The sequence below is a fragment of the Chroococcidiopsis sp. CCNUC1 genome (assembly GCF_023546805.1).
GTDB lineage: Bacteria > Cyanobacteriota > Cyanobacteriia > Cyanobacteriales > Chroococcidiopsidaceae > Chroococcidiopsis > Chroococcidiopsis thermalis.
Genome location: NZ_CP097480.1, coordinates 6,014,661 through 6,039,533, shown reverse-complemented (window position 1 = coordinate 6,039,533; position 24,873 = coordinate 6,014,661). Strand labels below are relative to the sequence as shown.

Sequence of the window (24,873 nt, the reverse complement as noted above, 5' to 3'; positions counted from 1 at the left end):
AAGATATTGCCAGTGCTAAATATCATTGGGTTCAAACGTTACCCGCGAATCTACCAAGCTATCTGCTTAGGATTAGGATTTACGTTAATCCAAGTTCTCTTCGGGTGTTTGTTTTCAAATTCTCAAAATTTAGTAGAGGGCTATTCTAAGCTTTGCCGATGGGATTGTGACTGGTATACGCATATTATCGAACATGGCTATCGCAGTACGATTCCGCCCACGCCGCAAAATCCAGATTTGTCAAATGTGGCATTTTTTCCTGGCTATCCTGTCATTGCTGGGGCGATTAAGAACGTTTTCAATCTATCTACACAAACTGCTTTGCTACTAGCCGCACAGATAGCCTGTTGGGGGTTTTGGACATATGTATTTTTGTTGTTTCAACGCTGGCGGATTTCCGATCGACTATCCCTTTGCGGTGCGATCGCAATTTTAGTACATCCAGCCGCTTTTTATTTAGTCGCTGGTTACTCAGAATCGCTGTTTTTAATGATGTTGCTTGGTTTTCTCTACTGGACTGCATCAAAAAAGCGCGTTGCCTGGATTCTTGCTGCTACGCACGGCTTTGTCATGACTGCAACACGGGTTGTTGGTCTACCAATAGCCATTTATCCCCTATTTCATTTTTGGCTATTGAGCGCTAAAGATCGACAAGCAAAACCATTTCGGTTTTGGCAAAAGAGTAGCAAATATTTGTTAGTCAGCGCCGTTTCTATTCTGGGTTCTCTCTTATTCTTTGCCTTTTGCTATTTCAAGTTTGGCGCTTGGAATTTCTACATGCAAACGCAAGCGATAGGATGGGGAGTCAAACCTAACTATTTAGCCATTTTCAAGCCAGAAAGTTATTTTGCTTTCCTTGACCCTAAAATTTTGAATTTACCTGGTGTAATTAATGCTATTTCAGTACCGTTCGCTTTGATTAGTTTTTTCATTGTTTTTTTACTCGAACGGAAAGCAGCACCTTTTTTGATAGAGGGAAGTTGGAAACAAAGAGCTGAATTTTATGTAGCTGGCTGGCTCATGTTTTATCTATCTGCTTGCGGTATGAGTAGCTTATCCATGACGAGCATGGTTCGCTACACTTTCTGCGTACATGTAGTGCTTGTACTAGCTACGATTCACCTTATATCTAGGACGCAATTTTACAGGTTGTTCAATCAAAAATGGATTGTTTTCCTACTATTGTTGATGGCAACTCCTTCATTGTTACTCCAAATGAAATTTGTGGGTATGTTTACGAATATGCAATGGGTTGCCTAAGCTTACCAATAGACCGCACAACTGACTAGAATGAAATAATTATTTCGATCCACGTTTTGTCAGTGTCAGTTCATAAAATCATCATTGATGCTACTCCCATGACTCCTCAACCTAGTGGAGTCGGGTTGCAGGTAGCAAACTTAATTCAATCGCTTTACTCCCTGCAAGCAGAGGAAAATTTTGAGTTAGGTATTGTCTATCAACCTGGAATTAAAGACTGGCTGCGCGGTAATTGGAGTGTCCCTGAAGTGTTAACGAAATATTCTTCAGTTCATTTCCTACCAATTCCAGTTAGAGTTTCTAATTTGTTATTATTTCCTACTTACAAATCAATTTGGTCATCCTTGGCAAAATCTTGGGGAAATCCAGACATATTGCACGGAACTAACTATTCGGTTTATCCTTGCGATCGCAGTTTCAAAGTCATGAATATATATGACGTTGCTTTTCTTAAATATCCTCAATATGTTAATACAGTCGCTAAAAGTTATGTAGAGAAAGTCAAACGCTGTCTGCGATGGACGGACTTAGTTTTAACCATCTCAGAAAGTTCTAAGCAAGATATTATTCAATATCTCAATGTTGCTGCCGAACGAGTTTTTGTTACACCATTGGCAAGTCGCTACTGTTCTAATTACTTATCATCTCAAAATATCGAACAGCTCAGCCAGTCAGTTAACTACGATTTTTCCAAGCCTTATCTATTATTTGTCAGTAACATAGAACCTAGAAAAAATATCATTTCTATTATAGTGGCATTTAATGAATTAAAACAAAAATATAAGATCGAACACAATCTTGTATTAATTGGTCGCAAAGGATGGAATTATCAAAGCATTTTTGCAGCGATTGAGGCATCGCCTTATCAAAAAGACATTTACCATCTTGACTATTTATCTGATGAATTAGTAGCACTATTTTATACTAGAGCTGATGTATTTGTTTATCCTTCTTATTATGAGGGATTTGGTTTACCCGTACTAGAAGCAATGACATTAGGCGCTCCGGTAGTCGCTTCTAACACTTCATCATTACCAGAAATCGCGGGAGATGCAGCTATATTAATCGACCCCAACGATTCAAATAGCTTAGCCGAGGCAATTTGGGAAGTTATTAATAACTCTCAATTGCGACATGAATTAATTCAGAAAGGTAAAGCAAGAGCAAAAGAATACTCCTGGCAGCACAATGCACGGGAAACATTCAAGGCTTACCGGAGTCTGTTGGTATAGCAATATTCTGGTTATAGCGTTTCCTACGTAGGTTAAATGCATTCGTAGGGGCGCACAGCTGTGCGCCCCTACAGATCTATGTACCTTATCTAATTGAGAATGGCTGTATCGATTGAATTTGGTTTAAACTGCATCATTGTTGGCTTGGCGATCGCATCACGATGATGGATGCTAACCTCTCCTATAAGAAGATGCAAACATTGTTAGTAACTGGTGGCTTGGGTTTTATTGGTTCTAACTTCATTTTAGAAGCGAGAGAAAAGCAATGGGCGAGGATCGTCAATTTAGATAAGTTAACTTATGCTAGCAATCCTCAAAACTTAGCCCAATTGCAGGACGATCGCGATTATCATTTTATCCGTGGAGATATCGGCGATCGCGAGCTATTATCTCATTTATTAGACCAATACCAGCCAGATGCAATTATTAACTTTGCGGCTGAAACCCATGTCGATCGATCGATTCAAACTCCTTTAAATTTTATTCAAACTAATATAGTAGGAACATTCCAACTGTTAGAAGCTAGCAAAGCCTATTGGGATAAACTATCTGCATACAAACAAGAGCAATTCCGTTTCTTACACGTCTCTACAGATGAAGTCTACGGCTCTTTAGAACCAAAAGCTCCGCCATTTCGAGAAGATACCCCTTACGCGCCAAATAGTCCCTACGCTGCGTCAAAAGCCAGCTCAGATCATCTCGTTCGAGCTTACTGTCATACCTATGGTTTTCCTACTCTAATTACTAATTGCTCGAATAACTACGGTCCACGTCAGTTTCCCGAAAAACTAATCCCCTTAATAATTCTCAACGCTTTACACGGTCAACCTTTACCAATATATGGAGATGGGCAAAATATTCGAGATTGGTTGTATGTTACAGATCACTGCGAAGCTCTCTATCTAGTTTTACAACATAGTCGCGTAGGAGAAACTTATAATATTGGGGGGAAAAACGAACAAACTAACATCGCAGTCGTTGAGAAAATTTGCGCTATTCTTGACGATTTGGCTCCCAAACCTAATTTTCGTCACTCTTCTTTAATTACCTTTGTCAAAGACCGTCTCGGACACGACAGAAGGTATGCTATAGATTGCAGCAAAATCTCTAGGGAATTAGGCTGGCAACCAAAAGAGAACTTTGATAGTGGGTTGTTAAAGACAATTCAATGGTATCTGAGCAATCCGATTTGGGTAGAGCAAGTCTGAGCAAGTGTATTGTCAGCGAATGCTAATTAACTTATCTTTTCTCATCAATAAACCGACAGGAATTACAACTTACGCTCTGAATTTAATTCCGTACTTGCGATCGCTCGATCCTACCTTCCTAATTTCACCTGTTGCTGCTCGTCTTCTACCCACACCGCAGACTCAAGACACATATTATCCCATTCCTGCTAACTTAACCCCAGAACAAGGGACAGTCGGACATTTGCGGCGTTTATTCTGGACGCAATTGCAACTACCGCAAATTTATCGCCAATTGCGATCGCATTTATTATTCTCTCCCGTTCCAGAAGCACCCCTTTACACGCGCTGTCACTACATCGTCACAGTTCACGATCTCATCCCCTTGCGCTTTCCCAGACTTTCACCCTTAACTCCCTATCACCGCTATTACATCCCCCAAGTTCTCAGCCAAGCACAGCACGTTATTTGTAACTCCACTGCGACAGCCTCAGACATTATTAACTTTTTCCACATCCCAGCCGCTAAAATTACTCCCATACCCCTAGCATATGATGCCAACCATTTCCGCTGGCTCAACTTAGCTCAGCAGAATGAAACTCGTCCTTACTTTATTTATATTGGTCGTCACGACCCGCACAAAAACTTACATCGATTAATTGCAGCTTTTGCAAAAATGTCGAGTTGTCAAAATTGCGATTTACTACTAGCTGGAACGGGCGATCGCCGCTATACTCCAAAGCTAGAAGCACAAAGTATAGAATTAGGAATTGCCGATCGCGTCAAGTTTCTAGATTACATTCCCTACGAACAACTACCAATTTTACTCAATCGGGCGATCGCATTAGTTTTTCCCAGTTTGTGGGAAGGATTTGGCTTACCAGTACTCGAAGCGATGGCTTGCGGTACTCCTGTAATTACATCCAATCTTTCCTCTTTACCAGAAGTAACAGGCGATGCGGCTTTATTAGTGAATCCCTACAACATTGAGGAGATTGCTGCTGCTATGGAAAGTATAGTTACCGATCGTCAACTGCGATCGCGGCTGTCTAATTTAAGTTTAACCAGAGCCAGTCAATTTAGTTGGGGAAAAACAGGACTAGCTACAGTTGAGGTGTTAAAAAGATTTTTATAGTTCGAGAGATGGGGATTTTTGTATCTCTACATGAATTAAATCAATGAATGTAATACCAACCACTTATCAATATCGCTCAAAACGCGATCGGGAATTTCCCAAGGAAACAAATGTGCGGTATTCGGGTAACAAATCCATTCAGAGTTGGGTAAATGTTGTGCAGTTTCTTGACTCGATTCTGGAGTAATATGACGGTCGGCTGCTCCCGCCATAATTAAACTAGGACACTGAATCTGCGATAAATCCTGAAGGCGATTGTAACCAGATTTAAGCGCCGTAAAGAGAGCGCGTTGGGCAGGAGAAGAAGTTTGCAAATACGCTGACACAGCATATTTAGCTATGTATTCGTAAGTAGCGGGAGTGTGCTGTTGAATTAAATAGCGAAAGAGAGATCGCTTACCAAAAGTATCTATATGCCACCGATCGCCGGGTTGTAAAGCATTTGCGATCGCCGCTAAGCCAGTATACAAATTATCTTGCCAGCTAATTGCTGGATGACTGCCGCGAGGACGAGCAGCTGTAGCGATTAAAATGAGTCCCTTAACTCGTTCTGGAAGCCTTAAAGCCAATTCCATCGCTAAAATTCCACCCAAAGACCAACCTAAAACCAGACATTCACTAATTTGATAGCGATCGAGGAGTGCTTCCAAGTCACACAGGTGATCGGTCATGGCGAAATCAGTCTGCGTGCGACTATTGCCGTATCCTCGTAAGTCGGGGGCTATTGTTTGAAAGCGTTGGCATAGGTGTTGAGTAAACACGGACATACTCAAACCAGAACCAGGATGACCGTGCAAGCAGAGGATCGGTAAACCTTTGCCTTGGACGTAAACATGCAAATTCACAACAGAAGCTGTCATCAATACTTTTTAGTTTTACTACTTTATCGTCTCTTTATTGCGATCGCCTATTTATCAGTAATTTTTCTGATTTGCGATCGCTACAACTATAGGAATACTTATAATATCGCAGATTCTAAATGGTTCATTATATCTACCGTTATGGCTGTCATTTGTCATTTTTCATTTATCAGAACAAGTAAGCGCGTAAAACCTTTGAATTTAATTTGAAATGAACGTAAAAGTATCGCGGTTAAATGGAATTTCAAGGCTCTATTTACTAGTATTATTGCTTGGATACATAGGCACTGGTTGGCTATTATCCGATTGTAATGCGAACTGGTTTACTTGGACAGGCACGCAAGTCATTACCGTGCATTTAGCTTGGGTTGGTTTTGATGCTGTTGCTTTGGCTGTAGCTTGGATTGTTTTACTGGTTTGGGTTGGAGCTTTTGCTATGACTTGGCCTCAAAGCATTCCTTGGGCAGGAATTCCGCCTTGGGCATTTGGTTTAGCTATGACTTGGATTATGGCATTAGGATTAATTTTGACCTTAGCTCAAGTAAAACATGCGTTACTATCTGCGGGGTTAAATAAACATTTCGCCTTTTGGTTTTTGGCAATCTTTACTTCGGTAGGTCTAGGCATAGGCAGAATATTAGCCGAAGGATTATTCCTAAATTAAGCGAATGAGAATTAATCGAAACAATAAATCTCTGGATTTTTATTTGATTTCTCAATTTTAAGAATATATTTCAATCCATATTTAGAGGTATTTGTGAAAGACTCACCTATTAAAGAGCAAGTTAATCTGCCTAATTATCGAACTAGAACTCCAGAATACTATTTACAGCAGGTCGAACCAAATATTTTGGCAAGTTTTAATACAGAGCAGCTCCAAGTTATAATAAATATTTTAACTCAAGCAATCCCTCAACCCTCACCCAAAATTGTAGATTTTAGATTTAATATCGATCTGATATTTTCTCGATTTTATTTAGTTCTATTTGTTGGTAAAGATCGTCGAAAACGCAATCGGCAATATATACCTGAAAGACTTGCCAGAATCGGTAATGCGATCGCGGTTGTTATGCTCCTTTTGGGAGCAAATTTAGTCATTAGCGGCGTAATTTTATTATTTGCTTACTTATTGAAATCAGCAGTCGGCATAGATTTCTTCCCAGGACATATTTCGGACTCGGTGAAAGAGTTATAGAGACGCGATCGCGTCTCTATAAAATTAGCCCCTAGTTTCCGCTCAGACGCTCTATACTTATAGTTTGGACTGTGAAGCAAAGAGGAAGCGAGAGATGGCATCCATCATCCGCGAGTTGCACGGACAACTAGTGAAGAAAGAACGCTCAGCGGTGGAAATTACGCAAGAGGTGCTGGATCGGATTCAAGCACTAGAACCAAAGATCCACAGCTTTTTGTGCGTGACAGCGGATAAAGCACTGGAACAAGCGAAAGCCGTGGATGCCAAAATTGCGGCTGGAGAAGAGATTGGGTTATTGGCTGGGATTCCCGTGGGTGTGAAGGACAATATGTGTACCAAGGGAATTCCCACGACTTGCGCCTCCAAGATTTTAGAAAACTTCGTCCCACCCTACGAATCAACGGTAACGCAAAAATTAGCGGATGCTGGGGCGGTGACAGTGGGAAAAACCAACTTAGACGAGTTTGCGATGGGGAGTTCCACCGAAAACTCCGCATTTCAACTCACGGCTAATCCTTGGGACTTGGAACGGGTTCCTGGCGGTTCTTCTGGGGGTTCGGCGGCGGCTGTAGCGGCGCATGAGTGTGTCGTTTCCCTGGGTTCCGATACAGGTGGTTCGATCCGCCAACCTGCATCTTTTTGCGGTGTTGTGGGCATGAAGCCAACTTATGGATTAGTGTCGCGTTATGGTTTGGTGGCTTTTGCTTCCTCTTTGGATCAAATTGGACCCTTTGGACGCACGGTAGAAGATGCGGCAATTTTATTAGGCGCGATCGCGGGTTACGATCCGAAAGATTCTACGAGTTTGAAGGTCGAAATCCCTGACTACACCCAATTTCTCAAACCCGATCTCAAATCGATGCGAATTGGGATCGTGAGAGAAACTTTTGCTGAGGGTTTAGATCCGGCTGTAGAACAAGCTGTTAATAAGGCGATCGAACAGTTAAAGCAACTCGGTGCGGAAATTAAAGAAGTTTCCTGTCCGCGTTTCCGCTATGGTTTGCCAACTTATTACATCATTGCCCCTAGCGAAGCTTCGGCTAATTTGGCACGTTACGATGGCGTAAAATATGGTTTGCGCGTTCCTGATGCTGAGAATCTAATTGATATGTACGCTCGGACTAGGGCAATGGGTTTTGGAAAGGAAGTCAAGCGTCGGATTATGGTAGGAACGTATGCCTTATCTGCTGGTTACTACGATGCTTACTACTTAAAAGCACAAAAAGTCCGTACTTTAATTAAACAAGACTTTGAAACTGCTTTTGGGCAGGTGGATGTGTTAGTTACCCCCACAGTTCCCATGACAGCATTTAAAGCAGGGGAAAAAACTGACGATCCGCTAAGTATGTATTTAACCGATTTGATGACAATTACGGTAAATTTGGCAGGTTTGCCAGGATTGAGTATTCCCTGCGGTTTTGACGAGAAAGGAATGCCGATTGGGATGCAATTGATTGGAAATGTGTTGCGGGAAGACCAATTATTTCAAGTGGCTCACGCTTACGAACAAGCTACAGAGTGGCATAAATCCAAGCCAAATCTATAGTTTTATAGTATTGGTAGGGTGCGTTACGCCAATAGCTAACGCCCCCTACGTAGCTTCAGCTAAAACAAAGAGCGGATGTATTTGTCTAAGCGATCCATGCCCTTCTCAATCGATGTCATATCGGTAGCATAAGAAAGACGAATGCGATCGCCAGATCCAAAGGCAATTCCAGGGATTGCCGCAACTTGGTACGACTCTAAAAGTTCTTGACAAAAATCCATTGATGTCTTGCCAGTTTTACCGATCTCGACAAAAATGTAAAATGCTCCATCAGGCTTGGCATAAGTCACTTCTGGAATTGCATCTAATCTTTGCATCATGACTTCTCGCCTTTTGGCAAAAGCTTGACGCATTTGTTCGACGCATTCTTGAGAACTCTCTAAAGCCGCGATCGCGCCAAATTGAGCGAAGGTACACACGTTAGACGTACTATGACCTTGAATCGTACTTGCAGCTTTGATTAACTCTACCGCACCCGCTAAATAGCCGACACGCCAACCCGTCATCGAGTAAGCTTTAGCAAAACCATGACTGATAATGGTACGGTCGAAGATTTCCTTACCTAGAGAACCGATACTGACGTGTTTTACATCTGTATATAGTAATTTCTCGTAAATTTCATCCGATACAACTAAAATATCCTTCTCAACCACAACCTCCGCGAGTGCCTGCAATTCTTCCGGCGTATAGACAACACCCGTAGGGTTAGAAGGAGAGTTGAGGACAAATAGCTTAGTTTTTGGCGTAATGCTAGCACGCAATTGGTCGGGAGTTATTTTACAGCTAGCATCCGTCTGGACGATTACTGGTGTTCCGCCAGCAAGAATAACCATTTCAGGATAGCTCAGCCAGTAGGGGGCGGGAATAATTACCTCGTCTCCCACCTCAATCAGCGCCATCATCAAGTTATATAAACCGTGTTTGCCACCGTTAGTGACGATGATATTTTCAGCTTGGTAGTTTAGACCATTATCTGCTTTCAGCTTGTGGGCGATCGCCTGTCTTAACTTGGGTTCCCCAGCCGCCGCACCATATCTCGTCTTACCTTCATCTAAGGCTTTTTTTGCGGCTGCTTTGATGTGTTCTGGAGTATCAAAGTCTGGTTCTCCGGCGCTGAAGCTACAAACATCTATTCCTTCAGCTTTCATGGCTTTGGCTTTGGCGGAAATTGCCAAGGTCAAAGAAGGCGTTACCTTACCCACTCGTGCTGCCAGTTTCATGGTCACTACCGATTGCAAAACTCCAATTCAGTTAAGCATATCTTAAAGTAAACGTCTGAATTTGTGTCTTTTACTGCTAAGAATTTTGATTTGTGTACGGGCGCGTTTAGCGTCAGATTTGCGACGGCTAATTTGTGTACGGGCGCGTTTAGCTAAAGATTCCCGACTTGGGCAAGGAATCTGGGGACAAAACCCGCCCCTACGACTCCTTTCTGCTACTTTCTCGAACGAATTCTGCCTGTGGTTGGATGATGAAATAGAAGTGCTTCCTCATACACTGGCTCTAGTAAAGATACTCACTTCATTCGAATGGTTGAACTTCTGCAATCTCCGGCATCTCGCCTAACTACCAAGCTACCTTTCGAGCGAGTCAAAACCGCCGTACAACAAATAACGCTGCGCCGATTTAATGAGAAGATTCTCATGCAGAATTTAAATGATTTTCATGCAGGTTTGTCATGCTGGGCAGTAGGAGCAACTTAATTTCTCCTTAAACTCAGTAAATTTTACGATTTGTAAAATTGGAGGATGAGAGTATGAAAAGTCCTCGTTTGACCAAGCGAAATCGCGATCGCCAGCTAGCTTTACCCAAGCGTTCTCAATCGCGCTGGGAAACTTTGCCAGTTCCTTGGATGCTGGCTCAGGTTATGGATGAAGAAGACCCGCAAAAACAAGGCAATTAAGACAAATTGGGACTTTGGATTAGTTTTATCCAAAGTCCTACTTTTACAGCATCAAGCAATAGTTACTTCTGGAGAGAGGTAAACATCTTGAATCGCGTGGAATAACTTGACTCCTTCTTCAAAGGGGCGTTGGAAGGTTTTGCGACCGGAGATTAAGCCAGAACCGCCAGCCCGTTTGTTAATTACAGCCGTACGAATAGCTTCAGCAAAATCATTTTTACCAGAAGCACCACCAGAGTTAATTAATCCCACTCGTCCGCTGTAGCAATTGAGAACTTGGTAGCGGGTGAGATCGATTGGATGATCGCTCGTTAAATCGGTATAGATTCTTTCGTTGGTTTTGCCGTAGCTTTTGCCGCTAGCTTTAGCAACAGCTTCGTAACCGCGATCGAGTTCTGGCAGTTTTTGTTTGATAATATCGGCTTCAATCGTGACACCCAGGTGGTTTGCCTGTCCGGTGAGGTCGCCTGCTAGGTGATAATCTTTGTCTTGTTTAAAGGCGTTGTTACGCAAATAGCACCACAAAATAGTTGCCATTCCTAATTCGTGGGCGCGGGCAAAAGCACGGCTAATTTCTTGAATTTGGCGCGTAGAGTTTTCCGAACCGAAGTATATTGTAGCCCCAACTGCCACAGCTCCTAAATTCCAAGCTTGCTCGACCGAACCGAACAAAACTTGATCGAATTGATTGGGAAAAGTGAGTAACTCGTTGTGATTGATTTTGACAATGAAGGGGATTTTGTGGGCGTACTTGCGAGACACTATACCCAAAACGCCCAACGTGGTAGCAACAGCGTTACACTCGGCTGCCATTGCCAATTTAACGATATTCTCTGGATCGAAATACATCGGATTGGGTGCAAACGAAGCCCCTGCGGAGTGTTCGATTCCTTGGTCTACTGGCAAAATTGAAAGATAACCCGTATTTGCCAATCGCCCGTGTGAGTAGAGTTGTTGAAGGCTGCGCAATACTTGCGGATTGCGATCGCTAATGCTGAAAATTCGGTCTACCATGTCTGGGCTTGGCAGATGTAACAAATCTTTGGGAACCTTAGCTTTGTACGTGAGGAGGTCTTCTGCTTCTTGACCCAACCAAGACTCAATCGCTTGGGGTGCAGACAGCGTAGCAGTCATAGCATTTTCCCTTAATGAGTTTCAACTCCCATTCTGACAAGAATAAATATTTGTTGCGCTGTTCCATTTGGACGGTTTCCCATCTTCTTAGCTCCTACTTTTTATTTTTAGTTTTCAGTTGCTTACCCTTAAGACAGTCAGAATTTATTTGTTGTCAAAATATAGTTATTAAAACGTAACTTATCAAGGGCTACAAATATAAATGTCTGGTTAATAGACCGAACATAATGACTCACAACTGCAAACGGTTATTTATGCTACAAATCAAGTTAAGAGGGAGTGAAAACCTTTCAATAGGGGAGCGATCGCACTCAAGTTATCGCACCTAGATTGCAATCGAATTGCCTCAATGCCTTAAACAGGGAGTCTGCCATCTGTGGTACTACAAGCACAACCAACCACTTACGAACCAAAGACACAAGAAATCGCCAAACAACTCTTAGCGGCGACGCGAGAAAATCGTTCGTTTTTTGCCTCAATTCGCGACCAAATGCGCTGGGATGACAAGTTACTCGCCTGGGCAATGAGTAATCCTGGGTTGCGGGTGCAGCTATTTCGTTTTATTGACTGTTTGCCTGCTTTGCGGAGTAAGCCAGAAATTGCCCGCCATTTGCAAGAATACCTTGGCGATGAGTCGGTAGAACTTCCGACTGCTTTGAAAGGAATGCTCAATTTTGCTAACCCAGATTCTATGCCGGCACAGGTAGCAGCGACGACTGTATCTACAGCTGTAGAAACATTAGCGCATAAATATATTGCGGGAGAAAATATTCAGCAGACATTAAAGACAATCGAACGGCTGCGCAAGGAAAAAATGGCGTTCACCATCGATATTTTGGGTGAAGCAGTCATTACCGAAGCAGAAGCGCAGTCATATTTAGAACGTTATTTAGATTTAATGGCACAGCTAGCAGCAGCTAGCAAGAATTGGAAACCAGTTGCCCAAATTGATGCAGCTGATGGGGAAGCTTTGCCACAGGTACAAGTTTCAGTAAAGCTGACGGCGTTTTACTCTCAGTTCGATCCGTTGGATGCGGCGGGTAGTGCGGCAAGAGTTAGCGATCGCATCCGAACTGTATTAAGAAAAGCCCAAGAATTAGGCGTATCGATCCATTTTGATATGGAACAATACGCTTATAAAGACCTGATTTTTTCTATTTTAAAACAAGTCCTTCAAGAAGAAGAATTTCGCAGTCGTACGGATGTTGGTGTCACAGTTCAAGCATATTTGCGCGATAGCGAACGAGATACGCAAGATTTAATCGCTTGGGTAAAACAGCGAGGCTATCCCTTAACTGTAAGACTGGTTAAAGGTGCTTACTGGGATCAGGAAACAATTAAAGCCGAACAAAAGCACTGGCAGCAACCCGTATTTAATGACAAAGCAGCTACAGATCTTAACTTTGAAAAAATTACCCAGTTGTTGTTAGAAAACCACGAATACGTCTATTCGGCAATAGGTAGCCATAACGTGCGATCGCAAGCTCATGCAATTGCGATCGCTGAAACTCTCAACATTCCTCGTCGTCGCTTTGAAATGCAAGTGCTGTACGGCATGGGCGATAAACTGGCAAAAGCGTTGAGCGATCGCGGTTATCGAGTCCGGGTATATTGTCCCTACGGCGAACTTTTACCTGGAATGGCTTATCTAATTCGTCGTTTGTTGGAAAACACCGCCAATAGTTCCTTCCTGCGGCAAAATTTGGAAGAACGTCCGATTGAGGAATTGATCGCGCCACCGATGGTTAAAAATGTAGAGACGTTACATGTAACGTCTTTACAAAAACCATTTCATCCAGCAGCAGATACAGACTACGCCGCAGTCGAGGCGAGAGAACAGTCACAACAGGCTTTTCAACAAGTGCGACAGTTATTTGGTAAAACCTATTTGCCTCTAGTAAATGGCGAGTACGTTTCTACAGAAGAAATTATTGATTCTGTAAACCCATCAAATTTCAGCGAGGTGGTGGGAAAAGTCGGACTCCTAAGCGTCGAACAAGCAGAACAGGCAATGCAAGCGGCGAAGGCGGCGTTTCCTGGGTGGAAAAATACCCCAGCCAAACAACGGGCAAGTATTTTGCGTAAAGCTGGCGATTTGATGGAACTCCGTCGTGCTGAGTTATCAGCTTGGATTGTCTTGGAAGTCGGAAAACCAGTCAAAGAAGCCGATGCAGAAGTATCGGAGGCGATCGATTTCTGTCGTTATTATGCGGCGGAAATGGAAAGATTGGATGCGGGTTATAACTACGACGTGGCAGGGGAAACAAACCGTTACCTTTACCAACCGAGGGGAATTGCGGTGGTGATTTCTCCTTGGAATTTTCCTTTAGCGATCGCCACTGGTATGACTGTAGCAGCCTTGGTAGCAGGAAACTGTACTCTCCTCAAGCCTGCGGAAACATCTTCAGTCATTGCGGCGAAATTAACTGAAATTTTGGTTGAAGCCGGATTTCCCAAAGGTGTCTATCAATTTGTACCTGGCAAAGGTTCTAAAGTGGGGGCGCACTTGGTAAACCATCCTGACACGCACTTAATTGCATTTACAGGTTCCCGCGAAGTGGGTTGTCGGATTTATGCGGAAGCGGCAAAAGTTCAATCAGGACAAAAGCATCTGAAGCGCGTCATCGCTGAGATGGGTGGTAAGAATGGGATGATTGTCGATGAAAGTGCCGACTTAGACCAAGCCGTGGTGGGTGTGGTGCAATCGGCTTTCGGTTACAGCGGACAAAAGTGTTCGGCTGCATCAAGAGTCATTGTTTTAGATTCAGTCTACGATACTTTCATTCACCGCTTAGTAGAAGCGACGCGATCGCTCAACATCGGTGCAACGGAATTACCCAGCACTCAAGTTGGTCCCGTGATTGACGGTAATGCTCAAGCACGTATCCGCGAGTATATCGAGCAAGGACGACAAGAAGCAAAAGTTGCTGTAGAAATTTCTGCTCCAGATAACGGCTATTTTGTCAACCCTACGATTTTTACCGAAGTGCCTCCCACAGCCACGATCGCCCAAGAAGAGATTTTTGGTCCCGTGGTAGCAGTAATTCGAGTGAAGAACTTTGAAGAGGCGATCGCAGTGGCTAACGGTACTGACTACGCCTTGACAGGGGGACTGTATTCTCGTACCCCATCTCATATCCAGATGGCACAGGAACAATTTGAAGTTGGTAACTTGTATATCAACCGGACGATTACGGGGGCGATCGTTGCCAGACAACCCTTTGGCGGCTTTAAAATGTCTGGAGTTGGTTCCAAAGCTGGTGGTCCCGATTATTTATTACAATTTTTGGAGCCGCGTACAGTTACGGAAAACGTTCAGCGTCAGGGTTTTGCCCCCATCGAAGGTGCAGAATAAATCGACATAGGTAATTTACCCAAATAATGTATGGGCGGGTTCACCAAAAATTTCTGTTTCCATTCAACAATATTGCTAAACCCGCCCTGTCCCAAATTGTAATTTCCAATAGAGAGTATTGGATTGTAGATTGGCGCAAGCAACAGGTTGAAGTTTATCGGCGCGAACAAGCGGTTTTAAATTTAGTTGCCACTTTGATGAGTGGAGATGAGTTAAATTCACCTTTATTACCTGGTTTTACCTGTGCGATCGCATCGTTATTTGCTTAAAATAAATCGATCGCGCAAAGTCGCAAAGACACAAAGTTGTATAAGGTAATCTGTGTTAAAAGCCGAAATGTTCTAGAGCAAATGTCAAGCAATTTTGATATTACTTTAACAATTAAAGTTGCTGAATTACCTGAAGATTTTTCAGCCATGCGATCGGTGAGAGCGGCAGTTTTTCAATTAGAACAGAGAATAGAGCCAGAATTAGATTTTGATGGCAAAGATGAAACCTCAGATCAGCTCGTTGCATACATCAATGACCAACCAATCGGCACTGCTAGAATTAGATATTTAGACGATCGCACGGCAAAAATTGAGAGGCTAGCCGTCTTGCCAATTGTTAGAGGGAAAGGCATTGGTAAATTAATCATGGAAAAAGCGATCGAGCTGGCAGCCCAAAAAAAGATGCAAGAAGTCGTCATCCACTCCCAAGAATACATCCAGGGATTGCATCAAAAATTAGGTTTTGAGCCAGAAGGAGCAGTATTTGAAGAAGCTGGCATTCCCCATGTCAAAATGAGGAAGAAATTAGGCTCAACCTATTGATTTCGTGTTAGCTAAATTCAAACAGCACCATTTACTCATTCTCCTGCTGATATGGTTAGCGGGAGTAGCGATCGATCGCATCTGGTTTGCTTGCGATCGTTCTGTTCCAGATTGGGATCGGGCGGAATATCTTACGAGTTCGTTGAATTACTGGCAAGCACTACAACAGCCTCAGTGGTTCAGTAGCGATTGGTGGACTGACTTTTGGCAGCTTTCCACAAAAGTCCCTCCCTTAACGCAGATTGCTGCGGCTATTACCCAACTGATTTTTGGCACTGGCGGCGATCGCGCTACGTTGGTAAATTCATTTTTCAGTGCCATCCTGCTGGTTTCCATCTACGGACTAGGGATACAACTATTTAGCGCCGAAGTCGGATTATGGGCAGCTGGCATATGTCAACTCATCCCAGGATTATATAAGTTACGCCTAGACTTTTTACTCGATTATCCCCTTACGGCTGTCGTGACGCTGTGTTTTTGGTGTCTGACAGTGTGGAAGAGTCAAAATTCAAAAGTCAAAAGTCAAAACAAATTCCGAATTCCGAATTCCGAATTCCGAATTTCAAGTTGGTTTTGGGCGATCGCATTTGGCATTTCTCTAGGTTTAGCATTGTTAGTCAAGCAGACAGCGTTGTTTTTTCTGTTCGTGCCGATCGTCTGGACTGGGGTTGAAACGATTCGCAAACCTCATATTGGGCGGATCTGCCAATTTGCGATCGCTCTACTGCTATCGGCGATCGTGTTTATGCCGTGGTATCAGACAAACTGGTTGCTGATTCTAACTGGGGGAAAACGAGCAACAATAGATTCTGCCCTAGCTGAAGGCGATCCAGCCCTCAATACCCTTGATGCTTGGACTTACTACTGGAAACTACTCCCCGAGCATATTTCTTGGGTACTTTTGCTCGTACCAATCGTAGGACTATTACTTTATAAAAGTCAAAAGTTAAAAGTCAAAAGTCAAAAGAAGAATTCGACTCCCGGCTACGCGGCTCCGATGCGCAGAGAACCTCACCTGAAGCCCGACTCACTCATATGGCTTGCAATCTTCCTCATCGGTGCGTATCTGCTCTGTTCGCTCAACATTAATAAAGACAGTCGCTATGTCGTGCCTTATTTACCTGGAGTCGCGCTGTTTCTTGCCTATGGTATGACGTGCTGGCGCGGGCGCTGGGGTCAGCAAATTCGCTGGGCTACGGTGGGTTTAGCAGTGTTAGTCACGGGGTTAAATTTGTTTCCTATAGGAGGACTATTAGGTAGCCGTGTTGCTTCAATTCTCAGTCCTAATGCCAAACATTATGCTTATATGGGGTCAGAATATCCTCACGAGCGAGTCATTGAAGAGATCGTCCAAACTGCGCCTTATATTAGATCCAATTTGGGTGTATTGCCTTCAACGTTAGAAGTCAATCAACACAACTTAAATTATTTTGGAGCATTACGAAATTTTCAGGTTTATGGACGGCAAGTAGGGACGCGCCAACAGCAAATTGTCCAAGACGGGCGATCGCTCGATTGGTTTGTCACGAAAACAGGCGAACAAGGTTCGGTTCCAGATGCTCAAAGTGCTATGGTACAGTACGTGGAACAGTCTCCCGATTTCAATTTACAAAAAACTTGGGCTTTACCCGACAGTAGCAGCTTGAAACTGTATCATCGCCGCGTACCGCAGGTAGAAGTCGGGAGTCGAAGGAAGAGGGAACAAGGGGACAAGGGAGAGGGGGGAGACAAGGGAGACAAGGGAGAGGGGGGAGACAAGGGAGACAAGGGAGAGAGGGGAAACAAGGGGAACAAGGGGGACAAGGGAGAAAAAACACGCACCACGCACCACACACCACACACCACTCTGTCACCAACAACCAACAACCAACAACCAACCACTCACATAACACTATCAAGAGTTACAGTACCGTCAGTAGCACCGCCCGGAAAGCCGATTCCGGTGACTTATGAGTGGTCTGGGACGTGGGAGCAGTTGCAACCTGGTATTGTGTTACTCACATGGAAAAATCAGGATAGTGACAAACAAAGCGATCGCTGGATCCACGATCGCGGTCTTGGTCTTGGTCTTTTAGTAGCAACAGAGCAACTACCAACTACCAACTACCAATTACCAATTACCAATTACCAATTACCAATTACCAATTTTGTAACAGAACATTCAGCAATGATGCCTCCATCCGATCTATCTGCGGGAATTTACACTTTGGAGGCGACATATCTCAACCGCAATACAGGTGAAACTTATCCCATCACCGTACCACCAGTAGCTTTACAAATTGACCCTGGGGCTACAGCCACACCTGCACCGGAATTAGATTTAGTTACGCAAGAACGACTTTTAGCAGCAACCTTACCTCAAGGAATTAAGGCATTAGATCGTGTCTTTGCGGAAGTGGGGCGGATTAATCAATACGACCCGATCCAAGACTATTTAGTACAGGTACAATTGGCAATGGAGTACAGGCTGAAACAGGAGCCACAAAATCTCGACTGGGCTTACGCTCTGACGTTAGCTCAAATATTACAGCAAAAAGTACAAGGTGCGATCGCGGCTTTGGAACGAGTGACGCAGCTAGATGCGCAAAATCCCTATGCCTATGCCTACCTTGCCTTTGTCCATTTATATAACTGGAATGGAGCCGCCGCCCAAACTGCCCTCAAACCTGCTTTAGCACTCAACTCGAACATTCCAGAATTACATGCCCTACATGGTATTGCTGCTCTGATGCAAGGCAACCTCATCCAAGCTTGGCAAGACTATAGAGTAGTCGTAAGTCGTAAGTCATAAGTCGTACATTGGCAAACAGAGGAGCGCGTGGTAATTTCTCCCTTGTCCTCCTTGTCTCCCTTGTCTCCCTTGTCTTTCTATCGCGGGGCATGTCTAGCTTGATACTAAAACAGGGCGACAGCCTGCCAATACACCGTGCAGGTTTACTACTTTACCGATAACGGCGATCGCAGGGGCGCTAAAACCGGTAGTTTCTACTTGCGCCACAATTGTTGCTAAAGTACCGATCAATTCCTCTTGTTCCGGTCGAGTTCCCCAACGTACTAGAGCTACTGGTGTATCTGCACTTAACCCTGCCTCGCATAGCTGCTCGATAATATAAGGTAAATTGTGGACTCCCATATAAATTGCGATCGTTTCCGAACCTTGGGCTACAGCTGCCCAATTGACTTTGGGGCGATACTTGCCTGCTGCTTCGTGACCCGTAACAAACGTGACTGAAGAACTATAATCTCTATGGGTTAATGGGATACCTGCATACGCTGGAGCTGCAATACCGGAAGTAATACCAGGCACGACTTCCACTGACACCCCAGATGCTACCAAATCTTCCATCTCTTCGCCGCCACGCCCGAAGATAAATGGATCGCCCCCTTTTAATCGCACCACCACTGCATTATCTCGTGCCTTTTCGATCAATAACTGAGTCGTATCTTCCTGCACCAACGAATGCTTTCCCCGCCGCTTTCCTGCATTGATTTTTTCTGCCAAGGGGTTAATCATGCCTAGAATTGCCGGACTTACGAGGGCATCGTAAACCACAACATCGGCACATTCCAACAATGCCTTACCTTTGAGTGTAAATAAACCAGGGTCACCTGGACCCGCACCCACTAAGTAGACTTTACCCACGAACTCGTTCATTCTCTTCCTTGGCGTTTTGGCAGTTGATATGTCAATAAATCTACGTCTCGATCGCATCCCAAATTAGATCCGCTAATTCCTGAGTTGCCCCTAGTGGCTGCATCAGACAAAATTCGGTCGCGGGAAACTGTTGTTGTAATTGTCCTACAACTTCCGCGATCGCATCGGTAATCCCTCCGGTAAACAAGAAATACGGGAGGATCGCAATTCGTCGCCATCCTGCGAGTACCAACTCTTGCACTCGTGCGTCTAAACTGGGAGCAACCGACCAATATGCCGTTACAGCACTTATTTGTTGGGCGATCGCTTCTACAGGATGCTCAGAACCCTTACGCCGACTTCCATGTGCGAGCAAGATTGTTTGCTCTGCCTGCGTCCGGTCTAGCTGCTGTTGCAACAGCCTTGCTAAGCCAGTATGGGAACCTAAATGAGGGCGTAATTCCAGCTTTACCTTAACTTTCAAGGCTTGTCGCGCCTGCTCCACTTCTGCTGGAATATCTTCCATAACATGGACTCCCGGCAAGAGAAACAGAGGCACGATCTGCACTTGCTGATATCCGCAAGACAAGGCGCGATCGCTAAACTCTGCAATTTGCTGGTGCAGTGGCTTCTGGCTTAGCTCTAAACAAGCAGTACCTATTAGAGGGAGTCGGGAGTCGGGAGTCGGGAGTCGGGAGTTAGGCAAGGGTGTGGAGTGTGGGGTGCGTGGTGCGTGAGAAGAGGCTCTCTTGCGCTCTTGCGAGAGGCAAGAGACTTGTAACTTGTGACTTATAGTTGCTCCCTCAGCCTCCTGGGCTCCCTCAGCTCTCTTCTCCCCCCTGCTCCCTTGCAAAAGCCATGCCAAGCGTTCCAGCGCCACTTGTGGGCGCGGATCTCGACTGCCGTGAGATACCAGTAGATAGGCGGAGCGCATCGATAGATTAGGAGTTTGACAATTTGAGAATTTGAGCGTGACTCGATTGTGTGATTTATCTAGCAAATGGCTTTAAGATAAGATTTTCTGTATCAATTGCTGCTATTATTTTGGTTACGAACAGATCGCAAGACGTTTTTTGATTTTCGCCGCGATCGCCTTCTAACGAACCCTACCTACTTTTTGCGTCTTTACAATTTTACAAATATAGCATTTCTGCTTGAGTCTTAAGACCTATAATCAGAAAACATTTCTAGCCTGCTTGTCGTGGAACAAACGAGCGATGACCAATGACTAATGGCAGTTATAACGAAAAGTTCGATCGCTCGTGAAGTCTTGCGATAAAAATAAGTTAGTAGATTTAACATCCACTAACTTATATTGCATTGATTGTATTATCAAACTAAAAGTTACGAACCTACTTTGTCTCTAACCTGAATTCCTAGCCTTTAGTCACTTGGTTCACTGGATCGGCAATATAGCGGAATGATGGTTCTGCGTTCCAAGGACCGCGTTCGTCCTGCGTACCGTTAGTGGATAGATTGTAATAGATATCAACTGTCTCGTCAGGCTGAATATTACCAAAGAAAGGTTCGGTCAGCTTGCCCATAGAATCTAGAGCTTTCATGAACATCTGCGTATGGGAAATTTCCCGTGTTAGCAAATGCACTAAAGCATTCTTTGTCCCCTCATCAGTTGACAGCTTAATTAATTCTTCGTAGGTTTGTCTTGCTCCAGCTTCCGCAGCAATATTAGCCCGCAAGTCCCGCACGACATCGCCACCTTCATTGAGATAACTAGCCGTCCAAGCATTCCCCTGGCTGTCTAAAAAGTGAGGACCCATCCCACGCACGGCAAACAAAGTACTTTTATATGCATCGGTTTGGTCTACATTTTTAGTGTGAGCTTCAATCATTTTGCCCACCATTTCTAAGTGACCGAATTCCTCGATTGCGATATCTTGCAGCATATCGCGAATCCCGGCGTTTTCTACATGAAAAGACTGTACCCAGTATTGTAGAGCCGCAGAAAGTTCGCCTGTTGCACCACCAAATTGTTCTAGCAAAAGTTGAGCAAAGCGAGGATTTGGTTCTTTAATGTTTACAACGTGAATTGGTTCTTTTTTATGAAAAAACATGCAAATTCTCCTCTCTCAGATTTTCACAATTAGCGATCGCTCTTCCTGAAAAAACTTGGCTCTCTCGGTGACGAAATCTCCTTGTCACAAAAAATTCATAACAACTGAGATTTGATTTAGTTTTTTGTAAAATCTGCGATCGCCATGACTACAGGCTAAAATTACTGGTGTTACATCCACCAAAACCAGTTTAAACCTAGCAACCACAGTGGCGAGTGCGTCTGAGGAAAGAGTTTTTATAAGTCGTAAGTCGTAAGTCGTACCCCATAATTAATAAAGTCACGCATGACTAGTTAGAATTTCATTTTGATAGTCATGTGGGCAATGCCCACCCTACTAATGTGGCTTTTGTACGGGCGAGGTTAGCCAATAAACTGACAGCCAAAACCCGTAATTTTTCGGTCAAAACTCGCCCCTACGACTTTTGACTTTTGATTAACTACTGCTTCTGGGCAGAGTAGGTAAAAAAGTTTTGCATTGCACCGACCGTTTGAAACCGATATGACGGAATTACGCCACCAACGGCAAGATCGGTAGTATAGATGCTGAATAAAAGAAAGTTTTGTCGCTTAGTGTTGTTAGCTACAATACGTTGGATAACAGGAGAACTAGAATCAACTAAGTCACTACAATTTTGCTGCAAAGCCAGACCGAAGATGTTCGGCGCTTGCGGGCAAACTTCATCCTTGATGTAAGTTCCTAACCGTTCGCCAGCATAAATCTCGTAGGCAGAGCGATCGGGATTAGTCAATGCCATTACCACTCCCAGCCCGCCAAGAACTGCTAATCCTATATAACTAATACTTGTCGATCGCTTCATGCTGCATATCTTATGTTACTTCTGACTCTGTTGCTGGACTAAATGTAGGTTAGCTCGGTTCCAGTGCCGATCGATATTGAGAAATAGCTGATAAGATAGTATACTGGTATATACAATGGCGAGCGTAGCCAAGTGGTTAAGGCAGAGGATTGTGGTTCCTCCACTCGTGGGTTCGAGTCCCATCGTTCGCCCTGACGGCAAATTTTGCCCTGATGGTAAATTTTGATTGAAAGCATCGATCGCGATCGCGCATAACTATACTCTATTCATAGAATTTACTCCCTGGAGTGCAAGGGTAACAGCTTCGATCAATTGCTCTGGTTCGATGGGCTTAGCAATATGCTTTTGAAAGCCTGCTGATAACGCTTTTTGCCGATCGCATTCTCCCGCGTAGGCAGTTAGCGCGATTGCTGGAATCTTGCCTCCCTGCCCTAGTGACAAAGCTCTAATTTGCTGCATCAGCATGTAACCATCCATACCAGGCATTCCAATATCGCTGATTAAGATATCTATCTGCGATGTAAACACTTCTAAAGCAGCAACAGCTGAGCTAACTGCGGTAACAGTAGCTCCTGCCTCTGCCAACAAGAAAGTCACAAAATCTCGCGAATCAGCATCGTCGTCAACGACTAAAACCTGTACGCCAGCGAGGGGAGCCGGTAGGGGCGATCGGCAGTACGCCGTTACACCGGAGTCGAGAACCGGAAATTCTCTTGTAGCTGCTACAGGCGTGGCAGTTTCCTCAGTTTTTCCTAGCAGCGGAATCTTGACAGTAAATGTAGAACCCCGTCCTTCACCAAGACTAGCTACCGCGACGTTACCACCATGCATTTCGACAATATTACGCACGATCGCCAATCCCAATCCCAACCCACCGAACTTTCTGGTTGTGGCACTGCTTTCCTGTCGAAAGTAATCGAATATGTAAGGAATAAAATCGGCACTAATACCTTTTCCCGTGTCAGCGATCTGAATTTGGGCATAGTTAGTGCGTGGTGCGCGATCTAATTTTGAATTTTGAATTTTGAATTTTGAATTGGTAGTTGCTTCCTCTTCCACTCGTTGCAGCGAAATTTCTACCCGTCCTCCCTGAGGAGTAAACTTAATAGCGTTAGACAGTAAATTCCACATCACTTGCTGCAAGCGTGTCGGATCGCCTTCGACTTCTCCTACATTCGCATCAAGCCGAGTTTCCACCTGAATTGATTTTGCTTCAGCTGCTAGGCGGACAGTTTCTAATGCTGCTGTAATAACGGAAGCTAAATTGACTGGAGAGACATTCAAGCTTAATTTCCCTTGCAGAATCGAGGAGACATCTAGCAAATCGTCAATGAGTTGTACCTGGAGCCTAGCGTTGCGATCGATCGTGGCGATCGCGCTATCAATGCGACTTCGATCGAATTTGCGGCTCATCAGCAAGTTGCACCAACCGAGAATCGGATTGAGTGGCGTGCGTAACTCGTGAGAAATGATAGCAAGAAAATTGTCCTTCATCCGGTTTGCTGTCTCAGCCTCAGCCCGTGCTGTTTGAGCGCGGACGAGCAATTCATCTTTTAATTTATTTGCTATTTCTAGTTCTGCCGTCCGCTCTGTGACTCGTTGTTCGAGTTGGGCGTTTAAAACCCGAATTTGTGATTCTGCGCGTTCTCGTTCGATAATTTGACTGCGTAATTCTTGGTTTGCTACTTCTAGCTGTGCGGGGCTGGGTAGAGCCAGTAGCTGCGGCACTAATGGCATTAGCTCTAGAGCCGTATAGAGAGAAATTAATGCTGTGATAGCTTTAAGCGTGCCTGAGAGCCAATAGGTAGGATGCCATAAAGTCCATATCTCCATTAGGTGAGTCGTGCCGCAAGCGATAATAAAAGCCCCAAATAGCCAAAAAATCCAGTTAAATGGCAAGTCTTTTCGCTTTTGGACGAAATAAACTAATGTAAATGGAATTGAATAATAGGCAAATGCGATACACGCATCAGATAAGATGTGCAGCCAAACTAACCCTGGTTGCCAAAGATAACAATGTCCGTGGGGGATAAATGAACTCGAACCAAAAAAATTGTGCCAAAACGCCTGCATAGAAAGCTTTATAGAAAGTTTTTCTTTTTATGGTATCAAGCTAATGTTCGGCTTTGGCGATCGCATATTTCTTTTTTAAACAAGCAAAAATATATCCTTCCCCAAAGAGCCGTCAGGTACGACAGAGGAAGGACAATTGGTTAGATTATATTAAATTTTTGTTACTGTTACTTTACAGATACTGCATCTACATCGACTGTACTACCAGTGGTATCGGTGGCGTTAGCCGTGCTTTTACCTTTACGGGTTTTGTAGCCTTCGATCGCCATTTGGGAAACTTCTGATACCAATAGCGTCAATAAAAAGACATCATCCAATTGTCCAACAATCGGCAAGAAGTCGGGAGCAATATCAAATGGCATCAGGAAATACAATGCCGTACCGAGAATTATCCACCAACGGTATTTAGGATTGCGGAGAGTGTTACGATACCAGCCGTAAACAGATTGGATTGAAAAGTTCATTTATGTACCTCCAGCTCTCTTTTATCTTGACAAATAACTTAGCTTATAGAGGTGGGAAAAACCGTCGCTCAAAAGTTGGGAAGATACGATAAAGCGATCGCGATCTTTTCGCTCTCGCGATGGGTGACAAAACACGAGATTAACAGTTAAGACGCTTAAAATTAAATTGCTTATCAGTGGGCAGCAATCCG

At 44.1% G+C, this 24,873-nt stretch carries 22 protein-coding genes, 1 tRNA gene and 1 pseudogene; 14 read left to right on the top strand and 10 right to left on the bottom strand.

Annotation, left to right across the window (positions count from 1 at the left end; genetic code table 11):
* Window positions 1-12 precede the first annotated feature (12 nt).
* The 4 genes from M5J74_RS27980 (at window position 13) to M5J74_RS27965 (ending at window position 4,814) form a co-directional block, all read left to right on the top strand.
* Window positions 13-1,260 (top strand): hypothetical protein, encoded by a 1,248-nt coding sequence (locus M5J74_RS27980; RefSeq protein WP_250014509.1) that lies wholly within the window; start codon window positions 13-15, stop codon window positions 1,258-1,260.
* A gap of 98 nt (window positions 1,261-1,358) precedes the next feature.
* Window positions 1,359-2,492: a glycosyltransferase family 1 protein gene (locus M5J74_RS27975; RefSeq protein ID WP_106168110.1), complete on the top strand. Its 1,134-nt coding sequence runs from the start codon at window positions 1,359-1,361 to the stop codon at window positions 2,490-2,492.
* A 191-nt stretch (window positions 2,493-2,683) separates the two neighbouring features.
* Window positions 2,684-3,700, top strand: coding sequence for a dTDP-glucose 4,6-dehydratase (gene rfbB, locus M5J74_RS27970; RefSeq protein ID WP_250014508.1), 1,017 nt, complete (start codon window positions 2,684-2,686; stop codon window positions 3,698-3,700).
* Window positions 3,701-3,719: 19 nt separating this feature from the next.
* Window positions 3,720-4,814 carry a glycosyltransferase family 1 protein gene (locus tag M5J74_RS27965; RefSeq protein ID WP_250014506.1) on the top strand — a complete coding sequence of 365 codons (1,095 nt, stop codon included), beginning with the start codon at window positions 3,720-3,722 and terminating at the stop codon, window positions 4,812-4,814.
* 35 nt (window positions 4,815-4,849) lie between these two features.
* Here the strand turns inward: M5J74_RS27965 and M5J74_RS27960 are convergent, their stop codons facing one another.
* Entirely contained in the window at window positions 4,850-5,674 is an 825-nt protein-coding gene (locus M5J74_RS27960) for an alpha/beta fold hydrolase (RefSeq protein ID WP_250014504.1), read from the bottom strand.
* Window positions 5,675-5,885: 211 nt separating this feature from the next.
* Here M5J74_RS27960 and M5J74_RS27955 point away from each other — a divergent pair, with 211 nt between their 5' ends.
* From M5J74_RS27955 to gatA, 3 genes are all read left to right on the top strand, one after another.
* Entirely contained in the window at window positions 5,886-6,338 is a 453-nt protein-coding gene (locus M5J74_RS27955) for a hypothetical protein (protein ID WP_106168106.1), read from the top strand.
* Between the two features lie 93 nt (window positions 6,339-6,431).
* Entirely contained in the window at window positions 6,432-6,869 is a 438-nt protein-coding gene (locus tag M5J74_RS27950; protein WP_250014496.1) for a hypothetical protein, read from the top strand.
* A 94-nt stretch (window positions 6,870-6,963) separates the two neighbouring features.
* Window positions 6,964-8,415: an Asp-tRNA(Asn)/Glu-tRNA(Gln) amidotransferase subunit GatA gene (gatA, locus tag M5J74_RS27945; RefSeq protein WP_250014494.1), complete on the top strand. Its 1,452-nt coding sequence runs from the start codon at window positions 6,964-6,966 to the stop codon at window positions 8,413-8,415.
* A 59-nt stretch (window positions 8,416-8,474) separates the two neighbouring features.
* Here the strand turns inward: gatA and M5J74_RS27940 are convergent, their stop codons facing one another.
* Complete coding sequence (locus tag M5J74_RS27940; RefSeq protein ID WP_250017180.1) at window positions 8,475-9,635, bottom strand: pyridoxal phosphate-dependent aminotransferase; 1,161 nt, start codon at window positions 9,633-9,635, stop codon at window positions 8,475-8,477.
* A gap of 309 nt (window positions 9,636-9,944) precedes the next feature.
* Between M5J74_RS27940 and M5J74_RS27935 the strand changes: the two genes are divergently transcribed.
* Both M5J74_RS27935 and M5J74_RS27930 read left to right on the top strand, forming a co-directional pair.
* On the top strand, window positions 9,945-10,118 hold the full coding sequence (locus M5J74_RS27935; protein ID WP_015157139.1) for a hypothetical protein: 174 nt from the start codon (window positions 9,945-9,947) through the stop codon (window positions 10,116-10,118).
* A 53-nt stretch (window positions 10,119-10,171) separates the two neighbouring features.
* Window positions 10,172-10,318 (top strand): hypothetical protein, encoded by a 147-nt coding sequence (locus M5J74_RS27930; RefSeq protein WP_158265913.1) that lies wholly within the window; start codon window positions 10,172-10,174, stop codon window positions 10,316-10,318.
* 51 nt (window positions 10,319-10,369) lie between these two features.
* Here the strand turns inward: M5J74_RS27930 and M5J74_RS27925 are convergent, their stop codons facing one another.
* Window positions 10,370-11,452, bottom strand: coding sequence for a class I fructose-bisphosphate aldolase (locus tag M5J74_RS27925; RefSeq protein ID WP_015157137.1), 1,083 nt, complete (start codon window positions 11,450-11,452; stop codon window positions 10,370-10,372).
* Window positions 11,453-11,828: 376 nt separating this feature from the next.
* Here M5J74_RS27925 and pruA point away from each other — a divergent pair, with 376 nt between their 5' ends.
* The 4 genes and pseudogenes from pruA (at window position 11,829) to M5J74_RS27905 (ending at window position 18,410) form a co-directional block, all read left to right on the top strand.
* Window positions 11,829-14,807 carry an L-glutamate gamma-semialdehyde dehydrogenase gene (gene pruA, locus M5J74_RS27920; RefSeq protein ID WP_250014492.1) on the top strand — a complete coding sequence of 993 codons (2,979 nt, stop codon included), beginning with the start codon at window positions 11,829-11,831 and terminating at the stop codon, window positions 14,805-14,807.
* A 110-nt stretch (window positions 14,808-14,917) separates the two neighbouring features.
* A pseudogene (locus M5J74_RS27915) lies at window positions 14,918-15,076 on the top strand (Uma2 family endonuclease); the annotation flags it as partial.
* Between the two features lie 81 nt (window positions 15,077-15,157).
* On the top strand, window positions 15,158-15,619 hold the full coding sequence (locus M5J74_RS27910) for a GNAT family N-acetyltransferase (RefSeq protein WP_015157135.1): 462 nt from the start codon (window positions 15,158-15,160) through the stop codon (window positions 15,617-15,619).
* Window positions 15,620-15,623: 4 nt separating this feature from the next.
* Window positions 15,624-18,410, top strand: a complete 2,787-nt coding sequence (locus tag M5J74_RS27905; protein WP_250014483.1) for a phospholipid carrier-dependent glycosyltransferase — start codon at window positions 15,624-15,626, stop codon at window positions 18,408-18,410.
* Here M5J74_RS27905 and M5J74_RS27900 read toward each other — a convergent pair.
* The 5 genes from M5J74_RS27900 to M5J74_RS27880 all read right to left on the bottom strand — a co-directional run bounded on the left by M5J74_RS27900 (window position 18,361) and on the right by M5J74_RS27880 (window position 22,145).
* Entirely contained in the window at window positions 18,361-18,501 is a 141-nt protein-coding gene (locus M5J74_RS27900; protein WP_250014475.1) for a hypothetical protein, read from the bottom strand. The two genes, M5J74_RS27905 and M5J74_RS27900, sit on opposite strands and share 50 nt — an antisense overlap.
* 2 nt (window positions 18,502-18,503) lie before the next feature.
* Window positions 18,504-19,274, bottom strand: coding sequence for a uroporphyrinogen-III C-methyltransferase (gene cobA, locus M5J74_RS27895; protein WP_250014473.1), 771 nt, complete (start codon window positions 19,272-19,274; stop codon window positions 18,504-18,506).
* A 40-nt stretch (window positions 19,275-19,314) separates the two neighbouring features.
* Window positions 19,315-20,187 (bottom strand): sirohydrochlorin chelatase, encoded by an 873-nt coding sequence (locus M5J74_RS27890; RefSeq protein WP_250014471.1) that lies wholly within the window; start codon window positions 20,185-20,187, stop codon window positions 19,315-19,317.
* A 442-nt stretch (window positions 20,188-20,629) separates the two neighbouring features.
* Window positions 20,630-21,325 (bottom strand): manganese catalase family protein, encoded by a 696-nt coding sequence (locus tag M5J74_RS27885; RefSeq protein WP_106166712.1) that lies wholly within the window; start codon window positions 21,323-21,325, stop codon window positions 20,630-20,632.
* 439 nt (window positions 21,326-21,764) lie between these two features.
* Window positions 21,765-22,145, bottom strand: a complete 381-nt coding sequence (locus tag M5J74_RS27880; protein WP_015157130.1) for a DUF4359 domain-containing protein — start codon at window positions 22,143-22,145, stop codon at window positions 21,765-21,767.
* Window positions 22,146-22,263: 118 nt separating this feature from the next.
* Between M5J74_RS27880 and M5J74_RS27875 the strand changes: the two genes are divergently transcribed.
* Window positions 22,264-22,336, top strand: a tRNA-His gene (locus tag M5J74_RS27875).
* Window positions 22,337-22,400: 64 nt separating this feature from the next.
* On the opposite strand, the gene M5J74_RS27870 is transcribed toward M5J74_RS27875, so the two are convergent.
* Together M5J74_RS27870 and M5J74_RS27865 are read right to left on the bottom strand one after the other, a co-directional pair.
* Complete coding sequence (locus M5J74_RS27870) at window positions 22,401-24,218, bottom strand: ATP-binding protein (RefSeq protein ID WP_250014469.1); 1,818 nt, start codon at window positions 24,216-24,218, stop codon at window positions 22,401-22,403.
* Between the two features lie 167 nt (window positions 24,219-24,385).
* Window positions 24,386-24,682: a YkvA family protein gene (locus tag M5J74_RS27865; protein WP_015157128.1), complete on the bottom strand. Its 297-nt coding sequence runs from the start codon at window positions 24,680-24,682 to the stop codon at window positions 24,386-24,388.
* Window positions 24,683-24,873: the final 191 nt, after the last annotated feature.

What these genes read in the sequence shown, in the direction of transcription:
- M5J74_RS27935 (WP_015157139.1), top strand. Translation starts at nt 9,945, where the DNA reads ATGGTTGAACTTCTGCAATCTCCGGCATCTCGCCTAACTACCAAGCTA.
- gatA (WP_250014494.1), top strand. Translation starts at nt 6,964, where the DNA reads ATGGCATCCATCATCCGCGAGTTGCACGGACAACTAGTGAAGAAAGAA.
- M5J74_RS27900 (WP_250014475.1), bottom strand. Translation starts at nt 18,501, where the DNA reads ATGCCCCGCGATAGAAAGACAAGGGAGACAAGGGAGACAAGGAGGACA.
- M5J74_RS27865 (WP_015157128.1), bottom strand. Translation starts at nt 24,682, where the DNA reads ATGAACTTTTCAATCCAATCTGTTTACGGCTGGTATCGTAACACTCTC.
- M5J74_RS27965 (WP_250014506.1), top strand. Translation starts at nt 3,720, where the DNA reads ATGCTAATTAACTTATCTTTTCTCATCAATAAACCGACAGGAATTACA.
- M5J74_RS27975 (WP_106168110.1), top strand. Translation starts at nt 1,359, where the DNA reads ATGACTCCTCAACCTAGTGGAGTCGGGTTGCAGGTAGCAAACTTAATT.
- rfbB (WP_250014508.1), top strand. Translation starts at nt 2,684, where the DNA reads ATGCAAACATTGTTAGTAACTGGTGGCTTGGGTTTTATTGGTTCTAAC.
- M5J74_RS27910 (WP_015157135.1), top strand. Translation starts at nt 15,158, where the DNA reads ATGTCAAGCAATTTTGATATTACTTTAACAATTAAAGTTGCTGAATTA.
- M5J74_RS27960 (WP_250014504.1), bottom strand. Translation starts at nt 5,674, where the DNA reads ATGACAGCTTCTGTTGTGAATTTGCATGTTTACGTCCAAGGCAAAGGT.
- M5J74_RS27940 (WP_250017180.1), bottom strand. Translation starts at nt 9,635, where the DNA reads ATGAAACTGGCAGCACGAGTGGGTAAGGTAACGCCTTCTTTGACCTTG.
- M5J74_RS27885 (WP_106166712.1), bottom strand. Translation starts at nt 21,325, where the DNA reads ATGTTTTTTCATAAAAAAGAACCAATTCACGTTGTAAACATTAAAGAA.
- M5J74_RS27880 (WP_015157130.1), bottom strand. Translation starts at nt 22,145, where the DNA reads ATGAAGCGATCGACAAGTATTAGTTATATAGGATTAGCAGTTCTTGGC.
- M5J74_RS27930 (WP_158265913.1), top strand. Translation starts at nt 10,172, where the DNA reads ATGAAAAGTCCTCGTTTGACCAAGCGAAATCGCGATCGCCAGCTAGCT.
- cobA (WP_250014473.1), bottom strand. Translation starts at nt 19,274, where the DNA reads ATGAACGAGTTCGTGGGTAAAGTCTACTTAGTGGGTGCGGGTCCAGGT.
- M5J74_RS27890 (WP_250014471.1), bottom strand. Translation starts at nt 20,187, where the DNA reads ATGCGCTCCGCCTATCTACTGGTATCTCACGGCAGTCGAGATCCGCGC.
- M5J74_RS27870 (WP_250014469.1), bottom strand. Translation starts at nt 24,218, where the DNA reads ATGCAGGCGTTTTGGCACAATTTTTTTGGTTCGAGTTCATTTATCCCC.
- M5J74_RS27955 (WP_106168106.1), top strand. Translation starts at nt 5,886, where the DNA reads ATGAACGTAAAAGTATCGCGGTTAAATGGAATTTCAAGGCTCTATTTA.
- M5J74_RS27925 (WP_015157137.1), bottom strand. Translation starts at nt 11,452, where the DNA reads ATGACTGCTACGCTGTCTGCACCCCAAGCGATTGAGTCTTGGTTGGGT.